Source organism: Actinacidiphila oryziradicis, assembly GCF_005047355.1.
Classification (GTDB): domain Bacteria; phylum Actinomycetota; class Actinomycetes; order Streptomycetales; family Streptomycetaceae; genus Actinacidiphila; species Actinacidiphila oryziradicis.
This window is the reverse complement of sequence record NZ_SUMC01000016.1, coordinates 126,679-149,121: the sequence shown is the minus strand read 5'-3', so window position 1 is coordinate 149,121 and position 22,443 is coordinate 126,679. Positions and strand designations below refer to the sequence as shown.

The following is a 22,443-nucleotide window of genomic DNA, read 5'->3' as shown; positions in this document are numbered from 1 at the left end:
TCCAGTTTCGGTCACCCCGAAGCTGAGCGCAGCTCGTTCGTGCAGCACTTCACGCTGCCGCCCGCCTTGTGCAACTCGGAGAGGTCGACGCCGACAGGTTCGTACCCCCGCGCCCGCAGAGGGCCGAGGAGGCCCTTCGCGCCGGCCGGGAGCAGCACGTGCAGCCCGTCGCTGACGGCGTTCAGCCCGAGGGCCGCCGCGTCCTGGGCGGTGGCGAGCAGGGCGTCGGGGAAGAGCCGGCGCAGGACCGCCCGGCTGCCGGGGGAGAAGGCCTCGGCGTAGTACATGACCTCGTCCTGGTCCCCGTCGAGGACGGAGAGGGCCGTATCGAGGTGGTAGTAGTGCGGATTGGTCAGCTCCAGGCTGATGACCGGGCGGCCGAAGTACTCCTGGGCCTCGGAGTGCGAGAGCAGACTACTGCGGAAGCCCTGGCCGGCCAGGATCCAGGACGTGGTGACGGCGAAGTCCCCTTCACCCTCGTTGATGTGCCGTGGCTCCTGTACCTCGGCGAAATTCGCCTGGTACCAGGCGAGGTGGGCGGGCGCTTCCGCCGTCCGTTCCTCGCATGCGAACCGGGCGCCGAGGACCCGGTCGTCCACGACGGTCGCGCCGTTCGCGGCGAAGACCATGTCGGGCAGGCCGGGCACGGGGTCGAGGATCTCGACCGTATGGCCGAGGGCGCGGTAGCGGTCGCGCAGGTCCTCCCACTGGAAGAGTGCGAGCGCGGAATCGACCGGCTTGGCCGGGTCCATCCATGGGTTGATCGAGTAGGTCACCCGGAAGTGGGTCGGGGGGCACATCAGATACCGCCGGGGTGTGGCGGCGCGGGGTGTGCTCAAAGAGGGCTCCTCAGGGTCCGGTAGGGCACCGTTCGGGACTCACTGAGCACATGATGAACCTGAGGCGGACACTCCGCACCGGATTACGGACAGGGAATTCCCCGCCGTCAGGTCACGATTCCGCGCGCTGGCCCCGGGAGAAGATCGTCGGGGTGCCGGGGAGTTCGGGAGAGGGGCCGAGCTTCTCCGCCAGATCGGCCACACCGTCCAGGAGCGAGGTGGCGGGCCGGTATCCGAGACCCTCGAGTTTGGAGATGTCAGCGACCAGGCGGTAGGTGTCGTCCTCGATTTCCTGGATCACTTTGAGCTCGGGCTTCCGGCCGGTCGCCGCCGCGATCGCCTCCACGAGCTGGCGCATCGATGTCTCCGTTCCGGAGCCGATGTTGTAGGCCTGACCCAGCTCGCCCCGGTCGGCGATGGTCAGGAGTCCCGCGACCAGATCGCTGACGTGCACGAAGTCGCGGGTCTTGCGGTCGATGTCGCCGACGATCTGGATGCGCTGCTTGTTGAGGTGCCAGCGCAGGAAGCGGCCCACCTCGACCATCGCCTCATGGGGATTCTCCCCCGGGCCGTAGACGCAGAACGGCCTGCCCGCCACTGCCGGCAGGCCGCAGGCGTGATGCAGGGCGAGGCAGGTGACCTCTCCGCTGAGCTTCGAGGCGCCGTAGGGGACAAAGGGCCGGGTCGGGTGGTCCTCGTCCATCGGAAACCTGCGCGGCGTCCCGTAGACCGACGCGGACGAGGTGTACACGAACCGGCGGATGCCGACGGAGAGCAGCGCCTCGGCGAGGGAGAAGGTGCCGAGGGCGTTGATTTCGAAGTCGAGGCGGGGCTGGGTCACGGACAGTGTCCCGTTGGCATTGGCCGCGAGGTGAAAGGCGAGTTCCGCTCCGGCGGCGGCCTTGGCGACACCGGCGGAATCGCGGATGTCGACCGAATGGAGGGTGGCTCCCGGCGGCGGCGAAGTGGTCACCGACGTACGTGCGTTGTCGACGATCACCACCTCTTTGCCCAGGGAGAGAAGGGCGTTGGTGAGGTGTCTCCCCACAAAGCCCAGGCCGCCGGACACGAGGACCCTATGGTATTGATCAAGCATGATTCAGGCTTATCAGAGGTTTAGCGTATTTGTTGTGACATGGAAGCCAGCGCGAAGCTTTTAACCCGTTTGGCACCGTCCGGCCGAGTCGTAAAGTGTCGCCCATGCCTACGCCCTCACCGTACGAAGAGCTGCTCCCGGAAACGCGCCGCGCCCTGCTCCACCGGATCGCCGTGGCGCAGTCCGAATCCCGGGCACCGTCGCTGGTGGCAGCGGTCGTACGGGACGGCCGTACGGTGTGGACGGGTGCCCGCAGCTGCGTGCCGGGGCATGAGCCGGACGGGGACACGCAGTACCGGATCGGGTCGATCACGAAGACCTTCGCGGCAGTGCTGGTGCTGCGGCTGCGCGACGAGGGGCTGCTGGACCTCACCGACCCGCTGGGCAAGCACCTCGACGGGACGGACGTCGGCGAAGGGACGGGCGTCGGCGAGCTGACGGTCGGCCAGCTGCTCTCGCACACGGCGGGGCTGGCCTCCGAGTCCCCCGGGCCCTGGTGGGAGCGGACGCCGGGGGAGCTGCGGCCAGCGCTCGCGGATGTGCTGGGCGAGAAGCCGCGGCTGCACCCCGCCGGGCGGCGCTACCACTACTCCAACCCCGGCTTCACACTGCTCGGCGCGCTCGTGGAACGGCTGCGCGGCGAGCCCTGGGGCGATGTGCTCTGGCGCGAGGTGCTGGAGCCGCTCGGCATGACCCGTACGACGCTCCTGCCGCAGGCTCCGCACGCCGGCGGCTGGGCGGTGCACCCCTGGGCCGACCTCATGCTGCCGGAAGCGGTGCAGGACACCGGGCTGATGGCTCCGGCCGGGCAGTTGTGGTCCACCACCGACGACCTCGCCCGCTGGGCGGCGTTCCTCGCCGGGGGCGACGACGCGGTGCTCAGCGCCGGGTCCGTCGCCGAGATGCGTGAACCCGCCGCGCCGGCCGAGGGCGGCGAGAGGGCGGCCCTGGACGCCCCGTACGGCCTTGGCCTGCAACTCCTGCGCACGGGCGGGCGGACCCTCGCCGGGCACACCGGGTCGATGCCCGGCTTCGTGGGCGCCCTCTGGGTGAGCGTCGCGGACGGCGTCGGGGCTGTCGCGCTGGCCAACTCCACCAGCGGCACGGGGCCCGTCGCCGCCGACCTCCTCAAGCTCGTCGCCGAGCGCGAACCACGCATCCCCGAGCCCTGGCGCCCCCTGTCCGACCCCGATCCCGCCCTGCTCGCCCTCACCGGCCCCTGGTACTGGGGCCCCACGGCCCTCGCCCTGCGCCTCCGCGAAGGCCGCGCCCTTGAGCTCGGGCCCATCGCCGGGAGCGGCCGGGCCTCCCGCTTCCGCCCGGAGCCCGACGGCACATGGACCGGCCTCGATGGCTACTACGCCGGCGAGACGTTGCGCGCCGTGCGGGGGCCGGACGGTGCCGTCAGCCACCTCGACCTCGGGTCCTTCGTGCTGACCCGGGCTCCTTACGACCCGGCCGCCCCGGTCCCGGGCGGCACCGACCCCGGCGGGTGGCGCGCGAGCTAAGCCCTGTCCGGACGATCTCCGCGGCGTCGCGTGCCCTGGCACTGGGGGCACCTCCCAGCGGTAGCTGGGGGAGGGTGGGCACAACCCGGCCACCGACCCGCAGGAGGCGCTACGCACACGGCGTGCCGCGAGGCAGTTCGTACGGCCCCCCGATCCGGTACCGGCCCGGTACGGGCGCGTTGAGCCGGGTCCACTCGCCGTGAGGCGCCACGCAGCCGGGGGAGTCGCCGAGGATGCGGAGCCAGGGGGACCAGGGGATGCGGATGGTGATGGAGGCCCTGGCGGGGACGTTGACGACGAGTTCGGCGGGGCCGGCCCACTGGATGGTGGCGGGCGGGTCGACGAGGGGCGCAGGGTCGGCGAGCCGGTAGAGCCGCCAGTTGCGGTCGGCCCAGACGGGGCGGAGCCATGGCTGGCCGTGCCGGACGATGCGTGATTCGGCGCCGGCGGCCCAGTCGGGGGCGGAGCGGGCCAGCACGACGTACTGGACGGACCAGCGGCGCAGCCAGGCGTGGTAGCTGCGCGGGGTGAGGGTGCCGTCGTAGAAGAGGGGGTGGCGTTCGGTGTCGAGTTGGCGGTTCCAGCCACGGGCGAGATTGACGTGGCGCGCGAGGGCGAAGGCCTCACGGTGGGTGGCGACGGGTACCGCCTCGACGCGGCCCCGGTCGGCGTGCAGGCGCCGTAGTTCGGCCAGGAGGGGCTCGGTCTGCCGGACCCAGGAGAGGGCGGAGGGGCCGACGGCGGTGACCGAGAGATCGCCGATGGGTTTGAGGACCTGCCAGCAGGCGATGACGGCGAAGGCCACCCAGAGGGCCATGGTCCGGCGTTGGGTGGCCGCCGCGAGCAGCAGGACACCGCCGAACAGAAGGGCGAGCCGCTCGACGTTGCTCCCGATGGGCGAGGCGACCGCCCAGGTGGCCAGCACGCCGACCGCGTAGACCGGGGCGCCCGCCCGCACGGTCCGCCAGGCCCGGGGCGCGAGAACGGCCAGGGCCAGCGCGCAGCCGACCGGCAGCACGACCGAGGAGCCGCTGATGGGCTGCACACCGCTGAAGGGGAAGAGCAGCGAGCCGGCGGCCACGACCGGAGGCGGACCGAGCGCCAGCGTCCAGGCGGCGCGCCGGCGTCCCGTCAGGTACAGCCCGGCGGCGACCACTTCGAGGAACAGCCCGGCCACCGGGCTCGCCAGGGTGGCCAGGACGCCCAGCGACACGACGGCAGGCGCCTGCCACCGGGCTCCCGGCCGGTCCTGCGGATCCACCGTCACCGTCACCGCCACCGCGCCCAACGCGAAGAGCACGCCGAGCGCGAACGTCACCCGCCCGGAGGCGACGTTGCACGACAGCGCGAGCGCTCCCCACAGCGCCGGCCACCACGGCCGGGTGATCCCCGAGCGCACCAGCACCAGCGCCAGGACGGCGGCCGAAAAGGTGCCCGCGGCCACCGCTACGGTGCGCACCCCCAGCAGGGCCATGACGTACGGGGAAATGACGCTGTACGAGAACGGGTGGATGCCCCCGTACCAGGCGAGGCTGTACGCGGAGCCGGGGTGCCGTCCGGCGAACCACGCCCAGGCGTTCTGCGCGGCGAGGTCCCCGCCACCGGTCGCCAGGAACCACGCCCACAGCAGATTCAGGCAGCCTGCGAGCGCTGCTGCCGCCGCAACCACGACGGGAGCGCTCGATGTCCATCGCCCCCGGCCGTCCATGGCCGGGTCAACGAATCAGCCGGCCGCGAGGACACGGCCCGCCGTTTCCGCAGGCGGCGGCGACGAGCCCGTCCCCGGACGCCTCACCGCTGTGCCGGGCCCGGCACAGCGGTGAAGCCGGCGCGGCGAGGACCGCTCGCGGCCTCTTATGCGGACTCAAGTAGGAGGAGTCCAAACAGATGAGAGAACTTGTCCCACGGTGTCCGCGAGGGCCTCGGTCAGGTGCCGACGTAGGCCGCGAGGTGCTCGCCGGTGAGGGTGGAGCGGGCGGCGACGAGGTCGGCGGGTGTGCCCTCGAAGACGATCCGGCCGCCGTTGTGGCCGGCGCCGGGGCCGAGGTCGATGATCCAGTCGGCGTGTGCCATGACCGCCTGGTGGTGCTCGACGACGATGACCGACTTGCCGGAGTCGACGAGCCGGTCGAGCAGGCCGAGCAGCTGCTCGACGTCGGCGAGGTGGAGGCCGGCGGTCGGCTCGTCGAGGACGTAGACGCCGCCCTTCTCGGCCATGTGAGTGGCCAGCTTGAGCCGCTGCCGCTCGCCGCCGGACAGCGTGGTGAGCGGCTGGCCGAGGCTGAGGTAGCCGAGACCGACGTCGGCGAGCCGGTCGAGGATGGCGTGCGCGGCCGGCGTGCGCGCCTCGCCGGAGCCGAAGAACTCCTCGGCCTCGGTCACCGACATCGCGAGCACCTCGCTGATGTCGCGGCCGCCGAGGTGGTATTCCAGCACCGATGCCTGGAACCGCTTCCCCTCGCACTCCTCGCAGGTGGTGGCGACGCCGGCCATCATCGCCAGGTCGGTGTAGATGACGCCGGCGCCGTTGCAGTTGGGGCAGGCGCCCTCGGAGTTGGCGCTGAACAGCGCCGGCTTCACGCCGTTGGCCTTCGCGAACGCCTTGCGGATCGGGTCGAGCAGTCCGGTGTACGTCGCCGGGTTGCTCCGCCGCGAGCCGCGGATCGCGCCCTGGCCGATCGACACCACACCCGCGGCGGCGGCCCCCGACTGTTGTGGCAGTGACCCGTGCACGAGCGAGCTCTTGCCGGAGCCGGCGACGCCGGTGACAACGACAAGCACCCCGAGCGGGATGTCGGCGTCGACGTCGCGCAGGTTGTGCGCCGTCGCGCCGCGGATGTCCAGCGTGCCGGTGGGCTTCCGCACCGTCTCCTTGAGGGCGGCGCGGTCGTCGAAATGGCGGCCGGTGATGGTGCCGCTGGCTCGCAGCCCCTCAAGGTTGCCCTCGAAGCAGACGGTGCCGCCCGCCGTACCGGCGCCGGGGCCGAGGTCGATGACATGGTCGGCGATCGCGATCGTCTCCGGCTTGTGCTCCACGACGAGCACCGTGTTGCCCTTGTCCCTCAGCCGCAGCAGCAGGTTGTTCATCCGCTGGATGTCATGGGGGTGCAGGCCCGTGGTGGGCTCGTCGAAGACGTAGGTGGTGTCGGTGAGCGAGGAGCCGAGGTGGCGGATCATCTTGACGCGCTGCGCCTCGCCGCCCGACAGCGTGCCCGACGGCCGGTCGAGCGAGAGATAGCCCAGCCCGATCTCCACGAACGAGTCGAGAGTCTGCTGCAGCGTCGTGAGCAGCGGCGCCACTGATGGCTCGTCGATGCCGCGGACCCATTCGGCCAGGTCGCTGATCTGCATCGCGCAGGCGTCGGCGATGTTGATCCCGCCGATCCGCGACGACCGGGCCGCCTCACTGAGCCGGGTGCCATCGCACTCGGGGCAGGTGGTGAAGGTGACCGCCCGCTCCACGAACGCCCGGATGTGCGGCTGCAGCGCCTCCTTGTCCTTGGACAGGAACGACTTCTGGATCTTGGGGATCAGCCCCTCGTAGGTGAGGTTCACGCCCTCGACCTTCACCTTGGTCGGCTCCCGGTAGAGGAAGTCCTGCATCTCCCTCTTGGTGTACTTGCAGATCGGCTTGTTCGGGTCGAGGAGGCCCGACTCGGCGTAGACGCGCACGGTCCAGAAGCTGTCGGACTTCCAGCCGGGGATGGTGAACGCGCCCTCGGCGATCGACTTGGAGTCGTCGTAGAGCTGGGTGAGGTCGATGTCGGAGACGGTGCCCCGGCCTTCGCAGCGCGGACACATGCCGCCGGTGATGCTGAAGTTGCGACGCTCCTTCACGGTCCGTCCGGCGCGCTCCAGGGTGACCGCACCCGCTCCGCTGATCGAGGCGACGTTGAAAGAGAACGCCTGGGGCGAGCCGATGTGCGGCTGCCCGAGTCGGCTGAAGAGGATGCGCAGCATCGCGTTGGCGTCGGTGGCGGTGCCGACGGTGGAGCGGGCGTCGGCACCCATCCGCTGCTGGTCGACGATGATCGCGGTCGTCAGCCCTTCGAGTACGTCGACCTCGGGCCGCGCCAGCGTCGACATGAAGCCCTGCACGAAGGCGCTGTAGGTCTCGTTGATCAGCCGCTGTGACTCCGCGGCGATCGTGCCGAACACCAGCGAGCTCTTGCCCGAGCCGGAGACACCGGTGAACACCGTCAGCCGGCGCTTCGGGATCTCGATGCTGACGTCCTTGAGGTTGTTCACGCGCGCGCCGTGCACGCGGATCAGGTCGTGGCTGTCGGCAACGTGCAGCGCAGGCGACTGCGTGTCCGTCCTCGTGGCCATGCTCATCGTGTCTCCATCTGTTGGGCGGGGCCGTCTTCGCGGTCTCCGTCGGCGTCGCCTGGCTCAATCTGACCAGCCTCGCACAGACGTCTGGTTCTCCTCGCTTCGGCCTGTGGAGCTTCTGGGACCCGGCCACGCGGCGTGCCCGGCCGAGGCGTCAGACCAACCAGCGGCCATCGCGCATCAGCTCGCGGTCGGGCATCTCGTTCACCTCGCGCCAGGCCTGGATGCGGCGCGGGGAGCTGCGAAACCAGCGGTGCGGGGTGGCCGGCGCACGCGGGTCGAAGCCGGTGCGCGCGGCGAACCTGTCAACCGCTGCTGCGGCAGCGCGTCGATCTCGAGGACCTCGACTTCACCCTCGATCATGGACACGTCGCGGGTGTGGGCCCAGCCCCAGCCGAACGGTTCGGGTGGCAGCCAGGTTCCTGCCGGTTCCTGCCGGTCGGGCTGTCCGTCGGCGTGGCCACCAGCAGCGCCTCGCCGCCCCAGTCGACGCTGAGCGCGGGAGCGCAGGGTCGGCACTCATCGGTCCTGAAGCAGCCCGAGGACGTTGCCATCGGGGTCGGTGACGGTGGCCACCAGGCGGCCGCCACCGACGTCGTGCGCGGGCTCCTTCACGGTGGCACCCGCGGCGGTCACCTCGGCCAGCTTCGCCTTGAGGTCCGGCACGTGCCAGTAGGCCACCGGTGAGGTCATGCCCTGCGGTCCACCGCCCGGCACCAGCCCGATGTGCTGGCCCGCGGCCTCGAAGCCGACGTAGTAGGACTCGTCGGTCTGCGGCGGTACGCCGAGCAGGGCGGCGTACACCTCCTTGGCCGTCGCCAGGTCGGAAACGGGATGCAGCACGGTCTTGATTCCCTGGGTGGAAGAGCCGCTCATGGTCACTCCTGAAGTCGTGGGTCTGGTCGGGATTGTCTGGCTTGAAGACGAACGGGAAGTCCGGAAATCGACAGCCCGATCGTCCCGGATGGCGATTTAGCCGTTGGCCGTTCGTCTTAGAGGGCCCGGCAGAAGGCGGGGCGGGACCACCTCCGGGCGGTCGCGATAGAAGGCCAGGGATGCGTCCGGGCTGTCGTGCGGGAAGAAGCTCGCGTGAATCGTGATGTCCATGGCGGTCACGCTAGCTGCGGCTCGGGGGTCCGCGCTTCTCGATTCCTGATCGGTCTGGTCACCTGTTTCGCCACGCCGACCAGCTCGGTGAAGCGGGTGCTGAAGGTGCCCAGCAACGAGCAGCCGACCGCGAAGCGGACCTCGGTGACGCTGAGGTCGCCACGACGCAGCAGCGCCGTCGCGCGCTCGATGCGCCGCGTCATCAGGTAGCTGTACGGCGACTCGCCGTAGGCGAGCCGGAACTGGCGGCTGAGGTGCCCGGCCGACACGTTCACGCCGCGGGCGAGCGCCTCGACGTCCAGCGGCTGCGCGTACTCCCGGTCGATCCGGTCGCGAACGCGTGGCAGGCGTTGGTCGTGGCGACCGGGCCCCGGTCGTAGAGTTCGAGCGCAGTACGAACGATGGGCTGCGTGCCCTCGGGGATCGACGCACGGACCGCGGGGTCGGCGAGGATCTGGGCGAACGTCGGATCGAGGCCCAGGTACAGGGAGCGATCGGTGCCGGTCCGATTGGCGCGACCCAGTGCCCGGGTGACTGGATCTGGACCGCCACCGCGACCTCGGCCCCGGCAGTTGGGGCGCAGAGACTGGTGCGGTTGCGGTGCGTCCGCTGGGCCCGATGCGGCGGTGATGTCGGCGCGACAGGGCTCCTGCGGGTGCTCAGTTGTTACCTGGCGCTGGGTGCGTTGGCGATCCCGGGCAGTGGCCGGCCCGGTCGTCCGGTCGGTGCCGTCATTTGCGGTGCGCCGCCGCCACCGGCGTCCCGCCGAAGGCGTCGGCAGGCAGGGCACCGGTGAGCAGCAGGGCCAGCGCCAACGGCAGCGCCGCCAGGCCCGCGAGGTGGCAGAGCAGCAGCCCTCGGCGGGCCGCGAGGAGCGCGGGCGGCGGAGCGCCCTGACGGCCGCTGGGGACCCAGCCGTCGGGGCGGCGCTCGGCGTAGGGGTCGCAGTGGCGCAGGAGTACGGCCCGTTCGCGCCGGCGCTGCCGGCCGGCTCGGAGGAGCCGGCTGAGCGGGTCCCGGCCGCTGCCCGGCACGCGCTTCAGCCACCGCCCGCGGCGCGCGGCCCCGGCCAGCGCCCGCCCCAGGCGCGACTCCCGGCGGGCCTGCGCCGGCCGCCGGCCGCCCGGCACCCGCAGGATCCGCCGGGCGACCCGGGCGCCCGCAGCCCACAGCAGCAGCTCACCCAGCGCGGTGGAGTCGTCGGTGCCGCCCTCGCCGGTGGCGGCGTACCGCACCTTGGCGCCGGTCAGTTCGATCGTGCGCACCAGGTTGCCGCCCCCGGACCGGTCGAGCCAGACGCGTACCGCCGCATCGTCGCCGCCGTCGAACCCGGCGCCCGCAGAAGTGCGCCGGAGGACACCGGACTTGCTCAGCACGACCGCGATCCGGCGCGGCCGGCCGGCGGCGGGCAGCGCCCGTACGACATGCAGCACCCGCTCGACCGCCCGCGCCGGATCGTCCGCATCGGCCGGCACCCGGCCGATGCGGACCCGGTCCTCCTGGCCCAGGGAGCGGCGGACCTCCGGCAGCGCCAGCGGATCGACGACCAGAACCAGGCCGTCGGCATGGCCGAGGCAGCCCAGCGACTCGGTGGCCTCCTGGGTGCCGAAGGCCGCGCCCGGCGGGTCGAGCAGGGCCAGCAGCGCGCCCTGCCCGCGCAGGCCGGTGAGGTCGAGGAGGGCAGGCTCGGGCAGGTCGGTGCGCGGCGTGCCGCCGAGCGCCTTCGCGAGGTCCCGGATCTGCCCCGCCGCCCGGCCGCGGATGGTGCTGCGCCCGGAGCCGGACCCGCCGGCCAGTACGACCGTACGCAGCCGGGCGCGGGCCGCCCGGCGCGGCAGCGCGCCGCCGCAGGACGGGCAGCGGGCCTCCAGCCGGTGCGCGCCGAAGAGCGCGGCGGACGGCAGCCGGGCGCCGCAGCGGCAGGTGTGCCGCAGGGCTCCGTACCGGTTCGGGGCGAGCGCGCGGTGCTCGGCGCCGCACGCGGGGCACTGGTGCACCGGCAGCGCGATCGGCCGCCCGCAGCCGAGGTGCGGGCAGGCGAGCCGCACCCCGCGCGCCCGGCGGGCGGTCCGGTCGGCGCCCGCCGCGAGGAACCGCAGCACGTGCCACAGGGCGAACCCCAGGCCCAGCGCCAGCAGATGGAACGCCGCGGCGACCAGCAGCAGCAGCCAGACGACCGGCGTGGTCAGCGCGATGGCGACGGACGCCGAGGCCAGGCCGAGCGCGAACAGACCGTCGCGGTCGCCCGCCGTGAAGGCATTCGCGGCGGTATCGCGGGCCCGGTCCCGCCCTCGCTCCTGCCCCCGCTGGACGGCCGCCCACACGGTGCGCAGGTCCTGCCACGCCGAGCGGCGGAAGTACGCCGGATACGCGGGCTCGGCGCCGCCCGCCGGATCCGGGCCGCGGACTTTCGGCAGCGCCATCATCCGCCACACGGTGGCGAGGTGCCGCCACATCGACCACAGCAGCACCAGCGGGAACGCCAGTAGGCCGACCGCGCCCGCAGCCAGCTGCGTGAGGACCATCACGACGAAGAACAGCAGCCGGCCCACGAATTTCACCACCGGAGGGCCTACGGCGACCAGAACCGAGATGCCGACAATGACGCCGGTGATCACCAGCCCGACCACGAGCAGCGTCGAGAGCACTCCCACCGGCTACTCCGCGCCCGGCCGGCCGCGGCGCCAGAAACCGCCGCGCTCGCCCCGGTGCTCCGGCTCCTCCGCAGACGCGCCCGCAGGGGCGGGCGGCGGGGCGGGCGGCGGGCCGGGCATCACCATGTCGCGGACCGCGTCGTACGCCTCGACGTCAGTGAGCAGCCCCCGCTGGTACAGCCGCAGCAGGCGCAGCCCGGCCTCCCGTCGCCGGACCCGGTCGTCCCCGGTGCCGAAATTCAGCACCCGGGCCGCGGTCCGGGGTGCCTCGCTCCACGGGTCGGCACCCTCCGGGACACCCAGCGGGTCCGGCGGGAAGCGCACCAGCAGCTCGCAGGTATGCGTGTCCAGCGTGGCGCGGCGCAGCGTCGCGGAGCTCTCCAGCGCGCCCAGCAGCCCGCTCAGCACCGCCTTCCGGAACGGCTCGGTCAGCCCCACCGGCGATGGCCGTGCCCCGTCCGGCAGCAGCCGGGCCAGTACGTCGCCGAGCGGCGCCGGCCGCTTCAGCAGCCAATTCGCCGCCGCGTCCCGCACCTTCGCCGGTGCTATCCCCGTCCCCCGCAGGGCCACCGCACCGTTCACGAACTGCGCCAGCGGGCTCAGCGCGGGGTCCGGTGGCCCGCCCGGCAGTTCCCCGGCCTCCAGGTCCCCGACGATCAGTGCGCGCGCGGTGTCCCGGTAGTCCGCCGATACCGCCATCAGCCGCGCCGCCAGCGCCGAGTCCACCCCCGGCGGCCCCTCCGACAGGCCTTGGTGCACGCTCTCCGGCAACAGCTCCCCGCGCCCCGCGAACCGGTCCAGCAGCGTCTCCAGCGCCCTCCGCTCGGCCGGCCCCAGCGGCTCGTGGGACAGACCGCCCCGGGCCAGCGCCACCAGCGCGCACGCGGCCCGCAGCCGTACGACGCCTCCGTCGGGGGAGGCGGGGCAGCCGGGGCCCCCGTCGTCCCAGCCGACGGGGGCCCCGGCCGAACCAGCGAACCTCCCCCGCGTCGGCTGCGGCCAGGGCTGGGCCCCGCCGGGCTTGGCGGCACCAGCCGCAGGGACCGAGTCCCAGATGTCCGCGAGGGTGTCGAACAGGTCGAGGTCGTCCTCGGCCCAGGCTCGGGCGAGCACCCGGGGGGCGCGGGAGACGCGGTCCCGGCGCTCGGAGCCGCCCTCCTGGGCGAGGCGGTCGAGCAGGAAGGCCGGCCCGCGCCCCGCCGCGCCGCGCTCCCAGGCCTCCGGGACGGTGCCGACGATGTGCTGCCGGGCATCGCGGGGCCGGTCGGTGTACGTCGTGAAGGTGAGTTTCGCGGCGAGCGGCGCCGGCAGGGCGAAGGAGACAGCGGCGAGCCAGTCGACGACGGTCTCGGTCTCGGCGGCGACAAGGAACACCCCGGGACCGCCGTCGAGGGCTTCCAGCACCGCCTCCAGCAGATACCGCAGCAGCTGGACGCCCGCGGCATCCGTCTTCCGGAAGAGCCCCCGCACCCGGTCCGGGGAGACCGCACTGTTCGTCCGCAGCTCGCCCACCTCCGGCAACTCCCGCCCGTCCAGCACCGGTGCCGACGCCCACAGCGGCGCTCCCCACAGCTCGACCGGCCGGACGCCGACCAGTTCCTCGGGGGACGCGAGCACCGCCTGCCCGAAGTAATTGCCGTAGCGGCCCGTGTAGTCCTGGCCGACATACCGGCACAGCGCCAGCACCCCCGCGCCCTCGACGAGGTCGTACCCGAACGACACCGGGAACGCCGCGAGGTCCGCCGGCCCCGGCCGGCTCGGCGCCCCGGGCGGTGGCACATAGACGAGCATCGGCCGCAGCGCGGTCAGCGCGTCCCGCGCGCCCGCCGACACCGCGGTGAACTGGAAGCCGCCCTGGCCACCTTCCGGGCGTGGCGGGGCGGAAGTGTAGTGCGCCTGTCCGGCCACGCGGCCTCACACCTTCCCGCGGTCGAGCATCCCGAAGCGGTGCAGCAGCCACATCAGCGGATCCTCCACCCGGTGCGGCCGGACCCCGCCCAGCCCCAGGTTGTCGCCGCGCGGCGCCGCCCCCAGCATGGACATCGCGAACAGCTGGTAGTCGGAGCAGGACTGCCGCAGCCGCAGCTCCACCTGCTGCTCCTGCCAGCCGCTCAGCAGCGCCTGCACTTCCGTGTGCACGGTAGCCCGGTCCTCCGCGTCGTAGACCGCCCCCGGTGCGCGGCTGCGGTGCAGGGGCGAGTTCGCGCCCAACTGCGGCCACAGCAGGTCGAGCTTGGTCACCGCGACCGCGACCGGCAGCTTCAGCTTCTTGTTGCCCTGTATCCCGTGCACGCCCTTGAGGTGCTGCAACACCCGGTTGAGTACATCTGTCGACGGCGCGGTCGCCTCGGCCGTACGCAGCCGCCCGCCCGCCTCGGCGGTGGCGGCCGCGGCCGGCTTCTGGGTACCGGCAAGGTCGTGCGGGTCGACCAGCACCAGCACCGCGTCCGCCTCGGCGAGATAGCGCAGCTCGGTCTCGATCCGTTCCTGGGACGTGAACCGCTCGCCCGCCGTATCGAGAAAGACCAGAGTCAGCACGGTGTCGCGGCTGGTGCCGAAGGCGCCCCGGCGGGACCGGCTCAGCTGGTAGACCAGCGGCCGGGAGTCCCGGGTGTCCACGGTCTTCGGGACGACCGCGTTGTCGTCGTACAGGCTCCGTTCGTACCGCTCGCGGTACTCCGTCACCGTCTCGTCGTCGCACGGCACCAGCGCCGCCTCCAGCTCACCTCCGAGCCGCTGCAACAGCTCATGCACGATCACCGCGATATACGTGCTCTTGCCCGAGTGCGCGGGCCCGGCCAGCGCGACCATCTTCCCCGGCGCCTCCAGGTATCCCTCCGGCAGCCGGTCATGGCACCTGCCGCAGACCCTTCGGGTCGTGACCCGGCCGCACGTGCCGCACGTCGCGCTGCGCGCACGCGGATCGGCGGCGCCGAGCGCGCTGTCGCCCTCGCAGGCCCGGCCGGTCACACACACGAAGGAGACCTCGCTGTGGCCTATCCGGCGAAAACAGTGCGGGCACACAAAGGTACGTGCCATCTATCGCTCATCCCTCTCGCGGTGGTCGCAGCGTCCCTGCGCGGCCAGCGGCTTGCGGTGGTCCTGACACCGCCGGGCCGCGCCGCGTTGCCCGCTGTCCGCTGCGGCGGAAAAACGGCCCGACCCGGCCCGGCGGGCGGCATCGGAGGCGTCGTTGTGGGTTTTGTGTGGTGCCGGGGCACCGATCCCGCCGCGACGGCGGGCAAGCACGATGGTGCGGTCCGGCGGTAACGGACCGGCCGTGGAGGGCATGCGAGGCCGAAGGGCGTGCCGCCCGGCGCCGTGCCGGAATCCGTCGCCGGAGCACCGGCGCTCACCTGACCCTCAGATCGCGGACGGGCGGATCGCGCAGGACCGCGCCGCCGCCGATCGCGAAGCAGCGCAGCCAGTAGCCGCCGCGCCGGCTGCCAGGGGCTGGGACGGCGAGTTCCACGGGCTGGCCGGCGGCGAGGTCGACAGCGGTGAGGGCGCCGAGTTCCTCGCCGTCGTCGGGGGAAAGGGGCCAGGTGGCGCCACGGGTACGGACGAGGACGAGGCGGTCGGCGCGGGTGGCGGCGGTGGCGGTGAAGACGGCACGCAGGACGCGCTTTCCGGGGAGGCCGGTGCGGGAGAGGGCGTAAGCGACCTCGATGCGGGCCGGCAGCGAAGCGCGGGAGGGGGCGCCACGCACTTTGGCGGCGCCGGCGGTGTCCACCGGGCGCGCCTCGATCTCGACGGCGGCGCCGTCGGGGACGCTGAGCCGGGCGCCGGCTTCGTGGAGGTACTCGGCACGGGTGACGCTCCGTCTGCGGACGGTGCCGCCTGGGGCGCCCCAGCTGACCTCGACCTCGCCGACGCCGTGTTCGGGCCAGTCGAAGGCGAGGGTGACCTCCGCGCCGTGCCTGCGGGCCTCGACTCCGCCGAGGTCGGGGACCGGCGCGATGAGCTCGTGGCCGCCGACCACTGCCTCCTCCCCGGCGAGGGTGACGGCGAGGACGACGGTACGCCGGAGGGGGGTCGCGAACCGCAGACCGCGCGGCGTCGGTGCCGCAGTCAACGGCCGCCCGACGCCTTGCACTTCGGACGCCGCCAGCCGGGTGCCGGGCGGCCACGGCGGGGGGCCGTCCAGGGCGTACAGCCGGACCTCGCCGCTGTGCGGCCGGGAGAAGCGCGCGACCAGCGCCGTGCGGTCGCCGGCGACCGGCTCGACGCGCAGGGACCGCACCGCTTCGGGCGGCGCGGTCGGCGTCGCGGACAGCACCACACCGGGGGTCGTGGCCGCCACCCCGTCCTGGCCCGGGTACCAGGGATACACGACCTTGACCCGGTAGCGGTACACGGTGCCGTTCACCAGCCCTGAGTCGGTGAAGCCGTCACGCCGGGCGGCGATGCGCACGCTGCGGCCGCCGGACTCCCGCGTCACCTCGGCGGACTCCGCTTCCTTCGGCAGCCGCCAGGACGCCGTCACCGTGCCCTCGCCCGCGTGCAGCACCGAGCCGGACACCTCGGGCCGGTGGAGTACCGGCCCGCAGACCGCCAGCGGCGAGGGCCGGCCGTCGGGTTCGGCGGCGCGGCGTACGGCGACGGCGTAGTAGATGGGGGTGTTGACGGGCGGTGCGGCGTCGCGCACCGAGGTGGCGGCGGGGGAGCCGAGGGGGAGCGGGGTGCCGTCGTCGGGGGAGCGGGGGCGGTGGCCGGACTGGCGGACGGCGAGATACTGCGGGCCGCCCGCGGTGGAGGGGGAGGGGTCCCAGGAGAGCAGGATCGCCGAGCCGTCCGGGGTGGCGGTGACCCGGGAGGCCGGGCGGGGAGCCAGCGTGCGGCGCAGGTCGTCGGCGCCGGGCAGGTCGGTGACGAGGAGTTCGGCCTCGTCGAGCAGTGTCCAGCCCCGGTCGGGGTCGGTGCCGCGCAGCCGGGAGGCCTCGTCGCGCAGGCGTACGGCACGGTCGAGCCGGACGCGTATCCGCTCGGCCAGCGGCCCGGCCTCGTCGGGGAAGGAGTCGGCGAGGGCGGTGGCAGCGGCGAGCCGGCCGTCGGCGACCAGCCGCTGGAGCTGGGTGGTGACCGGGTCGGCGGCCCGCTCGTGGACCACCGCGAAGACCAGCCGCCGGGCGTCGGCCTCGCCGACCGACAGCTCCCGCACGGCGTACGCGACCAGCGCGTCCGGCGCGGTACGGGCGGCGCGGCGGTCGCGCAGGGCGGCGGCCAACTCGTACCGCAGGACGTCGCGCAGCCCCTCCGGCCCCTGCGCGCCGAGCACCTGCCGGGCAGCGGCGACCACCGACTGGGCGGCTGTCTGGGCGGCGCCGTGCGGCAGCCTGCCCCAGCGCGCGGCGGCGGCGTCCACCTCGGGGCCGCCGGGCAGGGCGCCGTCGAAGACCGCGACGGGTCCCGTCGTACGCTCCCCGGGGCGGCCGGCGGCGAGGAAGTCGGCGAGGTGGCGCAGCTGGAGCTTGCGCAAATGGCCCGGGCACCGGGCGTACGCGGCATGGGGCACCGCCTCCGGCAGTCGCTCCGGCGCCGCGACGGCGATCTTCAGCCGCCCCAACAGCTTGCGGGCCTCGCCCACGTCCGTGCCGTGCGCGGCGGCCAGCTCCGCCAGGACGCCGGGCGGCAGCAGCCCCAGTCCGGCCGCCGCGTCCTCCAGTGCGGCGGCGAGCCGCTTGCGGCCCGCGCCGTCCTCCTTGTTCTGCGCGTCCAACGCGGTCAGCAGCGGCCCCAGGTCACCTGCGGCCGCGGCGGTGAAGGCCGCCTGGTGCACCAGGTGACCGGCCTCCAGCTCATCGATGACCGGCCGGTACTTGAGCCGGGAGCGATTCCGCCGCCAGCAGGCCCGTACCTCCTTGACGCTCTCGGCGACCGCCGGGCCGTTCAGCTGGTGGGGCAGCTGGTACCGCCACCGCAGGTCGTCCCTGAGCGGCAGCCCCTTGTCGAGGACCTCGCGCCGGTACCGCACCTCGTCGAATGCCATGCCGCCCCCCGCTCCTGGCGATCAGTCAGGAGACGCGTTCGCGGCTCAGCGAGACCCGGGCGTCCTCGACGGCCTCCTCCGTCATGCCGCCGATCTGCACCGTCATGCGCAGCTCCTTGCCGGACTGCCCTTCGGTCGCCACCACATCGAGCAGCCCGGAGGAGTTGAGCGTGAAGGCGATCTGGATCGGGAAGCCGCGTGGCTTCCCCGGCGGGATGTCCAGCATCCCGTCGGCGACCGCCGCGTTGTGGTCCAGCTCCTCGGACTCCACCGAACCGGCCTGTTCCATCACCTGCACATGGACCTGGCGCTGGTTGGCCGCGGTGGTGAAGAAGTCCTCGGTGACCGAGGCCGGCAGCCCGTCATTGGCGTGTACCAGGTGCGAGACATAGTCGCGGTCGGTGTCCGGGTCCCAGCACTTCACTCCGTAGCCGCGCGAGGCGACCGTGGAGATCTCGTACGGCTTGTGGCTGATCGGGCCCAGGTCCGGCACGGTCGGCACCTTGTCGAGGCTGACCTCGCCGGTGGAGATCACATACAGCGCCCGGTCCAGGGCGTACAGCGAAGCGCCGCGCGCCACCGCGAGGTCGGGGTTGTGCAGCTTCGCCTCGAAGCCGAACTCCTCGTTCAGCCGCTGGGCGACGGCCGGCATCTTCGTGGAGCCGCCGACCAGCAGCACATCGTCGAACCGGTCGATTCCGCGCTCGCGCGCCAGCTCCACGGTGCGCCGGGTGAGATCGAGGGTGCGGTCCAGCAGATCCCGGGTCAGCTCCTCCATCAGCTCGCGGGTCAGCTCCACCGGCGCCACCAGGCCCTGGTGCATCACCCGCACCGTGTAACTCTCCCTGAAGGAGAGCGACTTCTTCGCCTCCTCGGCGTCCTTCCGCAGCTGAGTCTCGGTCTGAGCGTCCGCCAGCGGGTCCCCGGCGTCCGGATAGCGCGTGCGGAACTCCTCCACCAGGTGCAGCACGATCCGGTCGTCCCAGTCCGAACCGCCCAGCTCCTTGGCCCCGTCGGTGCACACCACCTTCAACTCGGTCCCGTGCAGCGTCAGTACGGTCGTGTCGAAGGTGCCGCCGCCCAGGTCGAACACCAGGATCGCCCGGTCGCTGTTGTCAGCCGCGTTCAACGCCCCGTAGTCCAGCGCCGCCGCGATCGGCTCGGCCACCACGTCCAGCACCCGCAGCCCGGCGATCTCGCCCGCCTTGCGGGTCGCGTCGCGCTCCGCGAGCCCGAAATAGGCCGGCACTGTGATCACCACATCGAGCACCTCGTGCCCGCCGCTGATCTGCGCGTCGTCGGCCAGCTTCCGCAGCACGCGGGCCGAGATCTCCTCCGGCGTGAACGGCTTGCCGTGGAAATTGCGCACCACCGGCTCGCCCATGTCCCGCTTGATCAGGGCCACTACGCCCTCCGGGTCGAGCACCGCCGAGTCCTTGGCGCTCTGGCCGACGACCGTGCTCTCCGGGCCCTCGAAGTACACCACCGACGGGGTGGTGTCCGAGCCCTCCAGATTCCGCAGCACCGTCGGTCTGCCCACGTCGTCTATGCAGGCGATGCAGGAGTAGGTGGTGCCAAGGTCGATGCCGTAAACGGCCATACGGCCCCCTCGTGTCCGACGTTCCGTGAAGTGCCCTACCGCGCTTCCGGCGATGGTGGCGTGGGCGTGGTCGGGTCCACGGCTCCCACCGGTGGACTCCAGAGTGCCACCACCACCTCGGCCTTGCGAACGATCCGCTCGTCCTGTGCGAAGCCCGCCGCCACCGACGAGGCCACCGTATTGTGCGCGTCGGGCGTTTCCGCCGCCACCCGCCCCACCGGCCGGTGCCACGCGGAGTTGTACGGCTCTCCGGCCTTCGGCGTATACCGGTCCACGCCGGTCTGTGCCACCGCGTCCGCGGCGTCATCGGCGACCGCCCGCAGTAGCGCCGTCAACTCCTCCACGCCGAGCGGCGCTTTGAGCTGGGCGGCCTGCCGGATGATCTGGTCGTGCAGCCGGATCAGGGAATTCCGTACGAGATCGAGCGCGGCGTCGAGTTCGCCGCGGCGCGACCGCTGCAACTCGTCATGGAGCCGGGTGATGATCTCTTCACGGCGCTCCGCCAGAGCGTGCTGCTGCGCGGTGGCCGTGGTGAACTGCTGGGCCGCGGCGCGCAGTGCGGCGATCTCGGTGAGCAGGGCATCCGGTTCCGCCGGAGTGGCGCCGTCGGCCGTGGTGACTTCCGTTTCCGACACGAGTACTCCCCCGAGTTTGTGTGCGGTAACGCACACTTTAGCGCACATGATCGTGCACGAGGGGCGGATTGTGCAGACCCGAACGTGCCTGCGGCAGCCCGGCTTTTACCCGCCCCACCTATTCGCGCGGCCTCTTACGCGCTGAGCGGGAAGCGGGCGCCCAGCTCCGCGAAGACCCGGCTGTTCAGAGCGAAAGCGCGCCGGCATTCGTCGACGACACGCTGCTTCTCCAGGTCGTCGACCGGCAGGGCGTCGAGCAGCGCGCGGTATTCGCGCTTGAAGGCGGCCGGATTGCCGATCCGCTCGAAGACGTAGAAGCGGACGCCGTCACCCTTGCGCCGGAAGCCCCAGGTCTTCTCGGCGATGTCACGGATCACCTGGCCGCCCGAGAGGTCGCCGAGATAGCGGGTGTAGTGGTGGGCGACATAGCCGGCCGGCCACTCGCGGGCGGTCTCGGTGACCCGGGCGGCGTAGACAGCGGTGGCGGGGAGGGGCGCGGCGTGGCGTTGCCAGCCGGTGCCGAGCAGGTGGTCGAGGTCGCGTTCGAGTTCGGCGACGCGCATGAGCTCCGGTCGTACGAAGGGTCCGGCGACCGGGTCGCCGGACAGGCCGTCCGCCGCGACCTCCAGAGCCCGGTAGACGAACCACAGCTGCTCGGTGTAGCGGGCGAAGGCGTCGACGCCGAGGCGTCCGCCGAGCAGGTCGCTGATGAAGGTGGAGTTCTCGGCCTCGGTGTGCTGGTCGTGGCTCGCGGTGCGGATGACAGTGGAGAACGGAGACGGGGAGGGTGAGGTGGGCGGGGACGTGTACGTAGCCAAGAGGACCTCCTGCGTCGGGCCTCCGCCTGGAGGGAATCCTGTTAACTTAGGTATACCTAAGTCGATAGGTTGCCGACATGCTGTCGGAAAACTGATCCTACTCCCGTCTCCCCCCGGCGCATGAGTCCCGGCGCGTCCGTCATGATCCCGTTGCACCCCAGCCGCAGTGCCCGGTCCCGGTCCCGCACGGTGGTGATGGTGTGCGCCCATACCTGCGGCACCCCGGACTGTACGAACTTCCGCAGGTCCGCGTCGCTCGCGAGGTAGTCGACATCGAAGGCGTCCACGAAGCCCCGCCACTGCTCGGGCCGGTCGGTCCGCATCTGCGCAGCCGACCGCCACAGCTGTGTCAGCAGGCCGTCCTTCTTGATCTGCTGGGCGAGCGACGGCAGATTGGTGTTGACATACACCGAGGCCGTCAGCTTCCGCTCCTTGATCATCCGGGCCAGCGCGGGCAGGCTCTCCGGGTCCTTCGCCTCCAGCGTCAGCCGGATCCGGCCGCCGAAAGCATCCAGCACCTCCGCCACGGTCGGCGGCCGCTCGGGATGCCAGCCGGGGCCCAGCTCGGGGCGCGGCATGATCCGTACGAGCTTCCACTCCGCCAGGGTCAGGTTCCGCACCGGGCCGGTTTCCTCGGTCGTACGGTCCAGGGTCGCGTCGTGCATGACGACGGGTGTGCCGTCGGCGAGCAGCCGGGTGTCGAAGTCCAGGATCTGAGCGGTGCCCCGCTGGTAGGCCGCGCGCAGGCCCTCCATGCTGTTCTCCGGCACTTCCAGGGAGCCGCCCCGGTGGGCGATGTAGGTGATCGGGGTGGGCTTCACGGGTGTCTGGTAGGCCACTGTCGCGGGAGGCAGGGCCGGGCTGGTGAGCGACAGTGCCGCGGCGAAGGTCAAGATGGCTCGCTTGATCACCTGAATCACATTAAGCGAATGTACCGCCATTATCAGTAATTATCCCCCGAATGGGTGACACTCAGATGCCACCCCGGGTACGCACAGCGCCCTGACAGGGAGCAGGATAGGTGCACCATCCGTGGATTCCACTTCTGGTCATGTGGGCGTTACGTACGGTGGAATACGGAGTTCACGGGGCGAGGGAAGGGGATTGATGGCAGGCAAGAGCAGGCTGTCCGACTGGCTGCGCCGCCGATCCGGGGACGGCGACGACAGGGCGGACGCGGCCCCGGCAGCCCGGAGCCGCGAGGATCTGCGCCGCGAGGACCTGCTGCTGTCGGCCGCCGCCGCGACCTTCTCGTTGGCACCCGCGGCCCACCCCTCGGGCGTGTCGGGCTACCGCTGCTCCTGCGACCGGATCGGCTGTCCCACACCGGGGATGCACCCGGTCTCGTTCGCCTGGGCCAGCCAGGCCACCACCGACCCGGAGAAGATCACGCACTGGCTGCGCGGCCAGCCGCTCGCCAACTTCATCACCCCCACCGGCAGCAGCCACGACGTCCTCGACGTCCCCGCCGGAGCGGGGCGGATCGCCCTGGCGCGGCTGGCGACCGAGGACGCCTCGGCCGTCGGCCCCGTCGCCTCCTACAGCGCGGAGCGGCTGCTCTTCTTCACCGCCACCCGGGGCACGCCCGTCGACGAGGACGAGTGGTGGCCCTGCGAGCTCGACTGCCATCCCGAGACCCTCGACGAGCACCCCGGTCTGCGCTGGCACTGCCGAGGCAGCTATGTGCTGCTGCCGCCCTCCCGGCTGCCGTCCGGCGACGGGGTCGAATGGCTCCCGGGACACGGCCCCGACCGGGCACTTCCCGACCCCCTGCCGCTGCTGGAGATCCTCAACGACGCGAGCTCCCAGATGGGGCACCAGCCAGAAGCGGCGGCCTGGCCGCTTTAGACCCTATTCGGGCCCAG

Annotated in this window: 16 protein-coding genes and 1 pseudogene; 2 read left to right on the top strand and 15 right to left on the bottom strand. The window is 72.5% G+C overall.

Annotated features, from left to right (window positions below):
- Positions 1-11: 11 nt before the first annotated feature.
- Both ddaH and FCI23_RS18810 read right to left on the bottom strand, forming a co-directional pair.
- Positions 12-839, bottom strand: a complete 828-nt coding sequence (gene ddaH / locus FCI23_RS18815; RefSeq protein ID WP_407645986.1) for a dimethylargininase — start codon at positions 837-839, stop codon at positions 12-14.
- A 112-nt stretch (positions 840-951) separates the two neighbouring features.
- Positions 952-1,935 carry an NAD-dependent epimerase/dehydratase family protein gene (locus FCI23_RS18810; RefSeq protein ID WP_136725063.1) on the bottom strand — a complete coding sequence of 328 codons (984 nt, stop codon included), beginning with the start codon at positions 1,933-1,935 and terminating at the stop codon, positions 952-954.
- A 104-nt stretch (positions 1,936-2,039) separates the two neighbouring features.
- On the opposite strand from FCI23_RS18810, the gene FCI23_RS18805 reads away from it, so the two are divergent.
- A complete protein-coding gene (locus FCI23_RS18805; RefSeq protein WP_211265390.1) occupies positions 2,040-3,443 on the top strand; it encodes a serine hydrolase domain-containing protein in 1,404 nt (467 codons plus the stop codon).
- A gap of 109 nt (positions 3,444-3,552) precedes the next feature.
- Here the strand turns inward: FCI23_RS18805 and FCI23_RS18800 are convergent, their stop codons facing one another.
- The 13 genes and pseudogenes from FCI23_RS18800 to FCI23_RS18735 form a co-directional block, all read right to left on the bottom strand.
- The gene (locus FCI23_RS18800; protein WP_246143818.1) at positions 3,553-5,112 is read right to left on the bottom strand and encodes a class-II aminoacyl-tRNA synthetase family protein; all 1,560 of its coding nucleotides are present in this window, start codon (positions 5,110-5,112) and stop codon (positions 3,553-3,555) included.
- Positions 5,113-5,369: 257 nt separating this feature from the next.
- Entirely contained in the window at positions 5,370-7,778 is a 2,409-nt protein-coding gene (locus tag FCI23_RS18795) for an ATP-binding cassette domain-containing protein (RefSeq protein ID WP_136725061.1), read from the bottom strand.
- A gap of 516 nt (positions 7,779-8,294) precedes the next feature.
- Positions 8,295-8,651, bottom strand: coding sequence for a VOC family protein (locus FCI23_RS18785; RefSeq protein WP_136725060.1), 357 nt, complete (start codon positions 8,649-8,651; stop codon positions 8,295-8,297).
- Between the two features lie 159 nt (positions 8,652-8,810).
- Positions 8,811-8,882 (bottom strand): annotated as a pseudogene (locus FCI23_RS59815) (VOC family protein); the annotation flags it as partial.
- Positions 8,883-8,887: 5 nt separating this feature from the next.
- Entirely contained in the window at positions 8,888-9,229 is a 342-nt protein-coding gene (locus FCI23_RS18775) for a helix-turn-helix transcriptional regulator (protein WP_136725059.1), read from the bottom strand.
- Between the two features lie 384 nt (positions 9,230-9,613).
- A complete protein-coding gene (locus FCI23_RS62390; protein WP_136725058.1) occupies positions 9,614-11,536 on the bottom strand; it encodes a TRAFAC clade GTPase domain-containing protein in 1,923 nt (640 codons plus the stop codon).
- A 3-nt stretch (positions 11,537-11,539) separates the two neighbouring features.
- On the bottom strand, positions 11,540-13,444 hold the full coding sequence (locus FCI23_RS18765; RefSeq protein WP_136725057.1) for a GAP1-N2 domain-containing protein: 1,905 nt from the start codon (positions 13,442-13,444) through the stop codon (positions 11,540-11,542).
- Between the two features lie 6 nt (positions 13,445-13,450).
- Positions 13,451-14,575, bottom strand: a complete 1,125-nt coding sequence (locus FCI23_RS18760; RefSeq protein ID WP_246143817.1) for a TRAFAC clade GTPase domain-containing protein — start codon at positions 14,573-14,575, stop codon at positions 13,451-13,453.
- Between the two features lie 313 nt (positions 14,576-14,888).
- Positions 14,889-17,525, bottom strand: coding sequence for a hypothetical protein (locus FCI23_RS18755; protein WP_136725056.1), 2,637 nt, complete (start codon positions 17,523-17,525; stop codon positions 14,889-14,891).
- 25 nt (positions 17,526-17,550) lie between these two features.
- Positions 17,551-19,125: an Hsp70 family protein gene (locus FCI23_RS18750; protein ID WP_136725055.1), complete on the bottom strand. Its 1,575-nt coding sequence runs from the start codon at positions 19,123-19,125 to the stop codon at positions 17,551-17,553.
- A gap of 35 nt (positions 19,126-19,160) precedes the next feature.
- Entirely contained in the window at positions 19,161-19,760 is a 600-nt protein-coding gene (grpE, locus tag FCI23_RS18745; protein WP_246143816.1) for a nucleotide exchange factor GrpE, read from the bottom strand.
- Positions 19,761-19,894: 134 nt separating this feature from the next.
- Positions 19,895-20,578 (bottom strand): biliverdin-producing heme oxygenase, encoded by a 684-nt coding sequence (locus FCI23_RS18740; protein WP_169316845.1) that lies wholly within the window; start codon positions 20,576-20,578, stop codon positions 19,895-19,897.
- 56 nt (positions 20,579-20,634) lie between these two features.
- Complete coding sequence (locus tag FCI23_RS18735) at positions 20,635-21,489, bottom strand: glycerophosphodiester phosphodiesterase (protein ID WP_407645985.1); 855 nt, start codon at positions 21,487-21,489, stop codon at positions 20,635-20,637.
- Between the two features lie 196 nt (positions 21,490-21,685).
- Here FCI23_RS18735 and FCI23_RS18730 point away from each other — a divergent pair, with 196 nt between their 5' ends.
- Positions 21,686-22,426: a bifunctional DNA primase/polymerase gene (locus FCI23_RS18730; protein WP_136725051.1), complete on the top strand. Its 741-nt coding sequence runs from the start codon at positions 21,686-21,688 to the stop codon at positions 22,424-22,426.
- Positions 22,427-22,443 lie beyond the last annotated feature (17 nt).

Excerpts from the sequence above, each read along its gene's own strand:
- FCI23_RS18805 (WP_211265390.1), top strand. The coding sequence starts at position 2,040 with ATGCCTACGCCCTCACCGTACGAAGAGCTGCTCCCGGAAACGCGCCGC.
- FCI23_RS18810 (WP_136725063.1), bottom strand. The coding sequence starts at position 1,935 with ATGCTTGATCAATACCATAGGGTCCTCGTGTCCGGCGGCCTGGGCTTT.
- FCI23_RS18750 (WP_136725055.1), bottom strand. The coding sequence starts at position 19,125 with ATGGCCGTTTACGGCATCGACCTTGGCACCACCTACTCCTGCATCGCC.
- FCI23_RS18795 (WP_136725061.1), bottom strand. The coding sequence starts at position 7,778 with ATGAGCATGGCCACGAGGACGGACACGCAGTCGCCTGCGCTGCACGTT.
- FCI23_RS18755 (WP_136725056.1), bottom strand. The coding sequence starts at position 17,525 with ATGGCATTCGACGAGGTGCGGTACCGGCGCGAGGTCCTCGACAAGGGG.
- FCI23_RS18730 (WP_136725051.1), top strand. The coding sequence starts at position 21,686 with ATGGCAGGCAAGAGCAGGCTGTCCGACTGGCTGCGCCGCCGATCCGGG.
- FCI23_RS18760 (WP_246143817.1), bottom strand. The coding sequence starts at position 14,575 with ATGGCACGTACCTTTGTGTGCCCGCACTGTTTTCGCCGGATAGGCCAC.
- FCI23_RS18785 (WP_136725060.1), bottom strand. The coding sequence starts at position 8,651 with ATGAGCGGCTCTTCCACCCAGGGAATCAAGACCGTGCTGCATCCCGTT.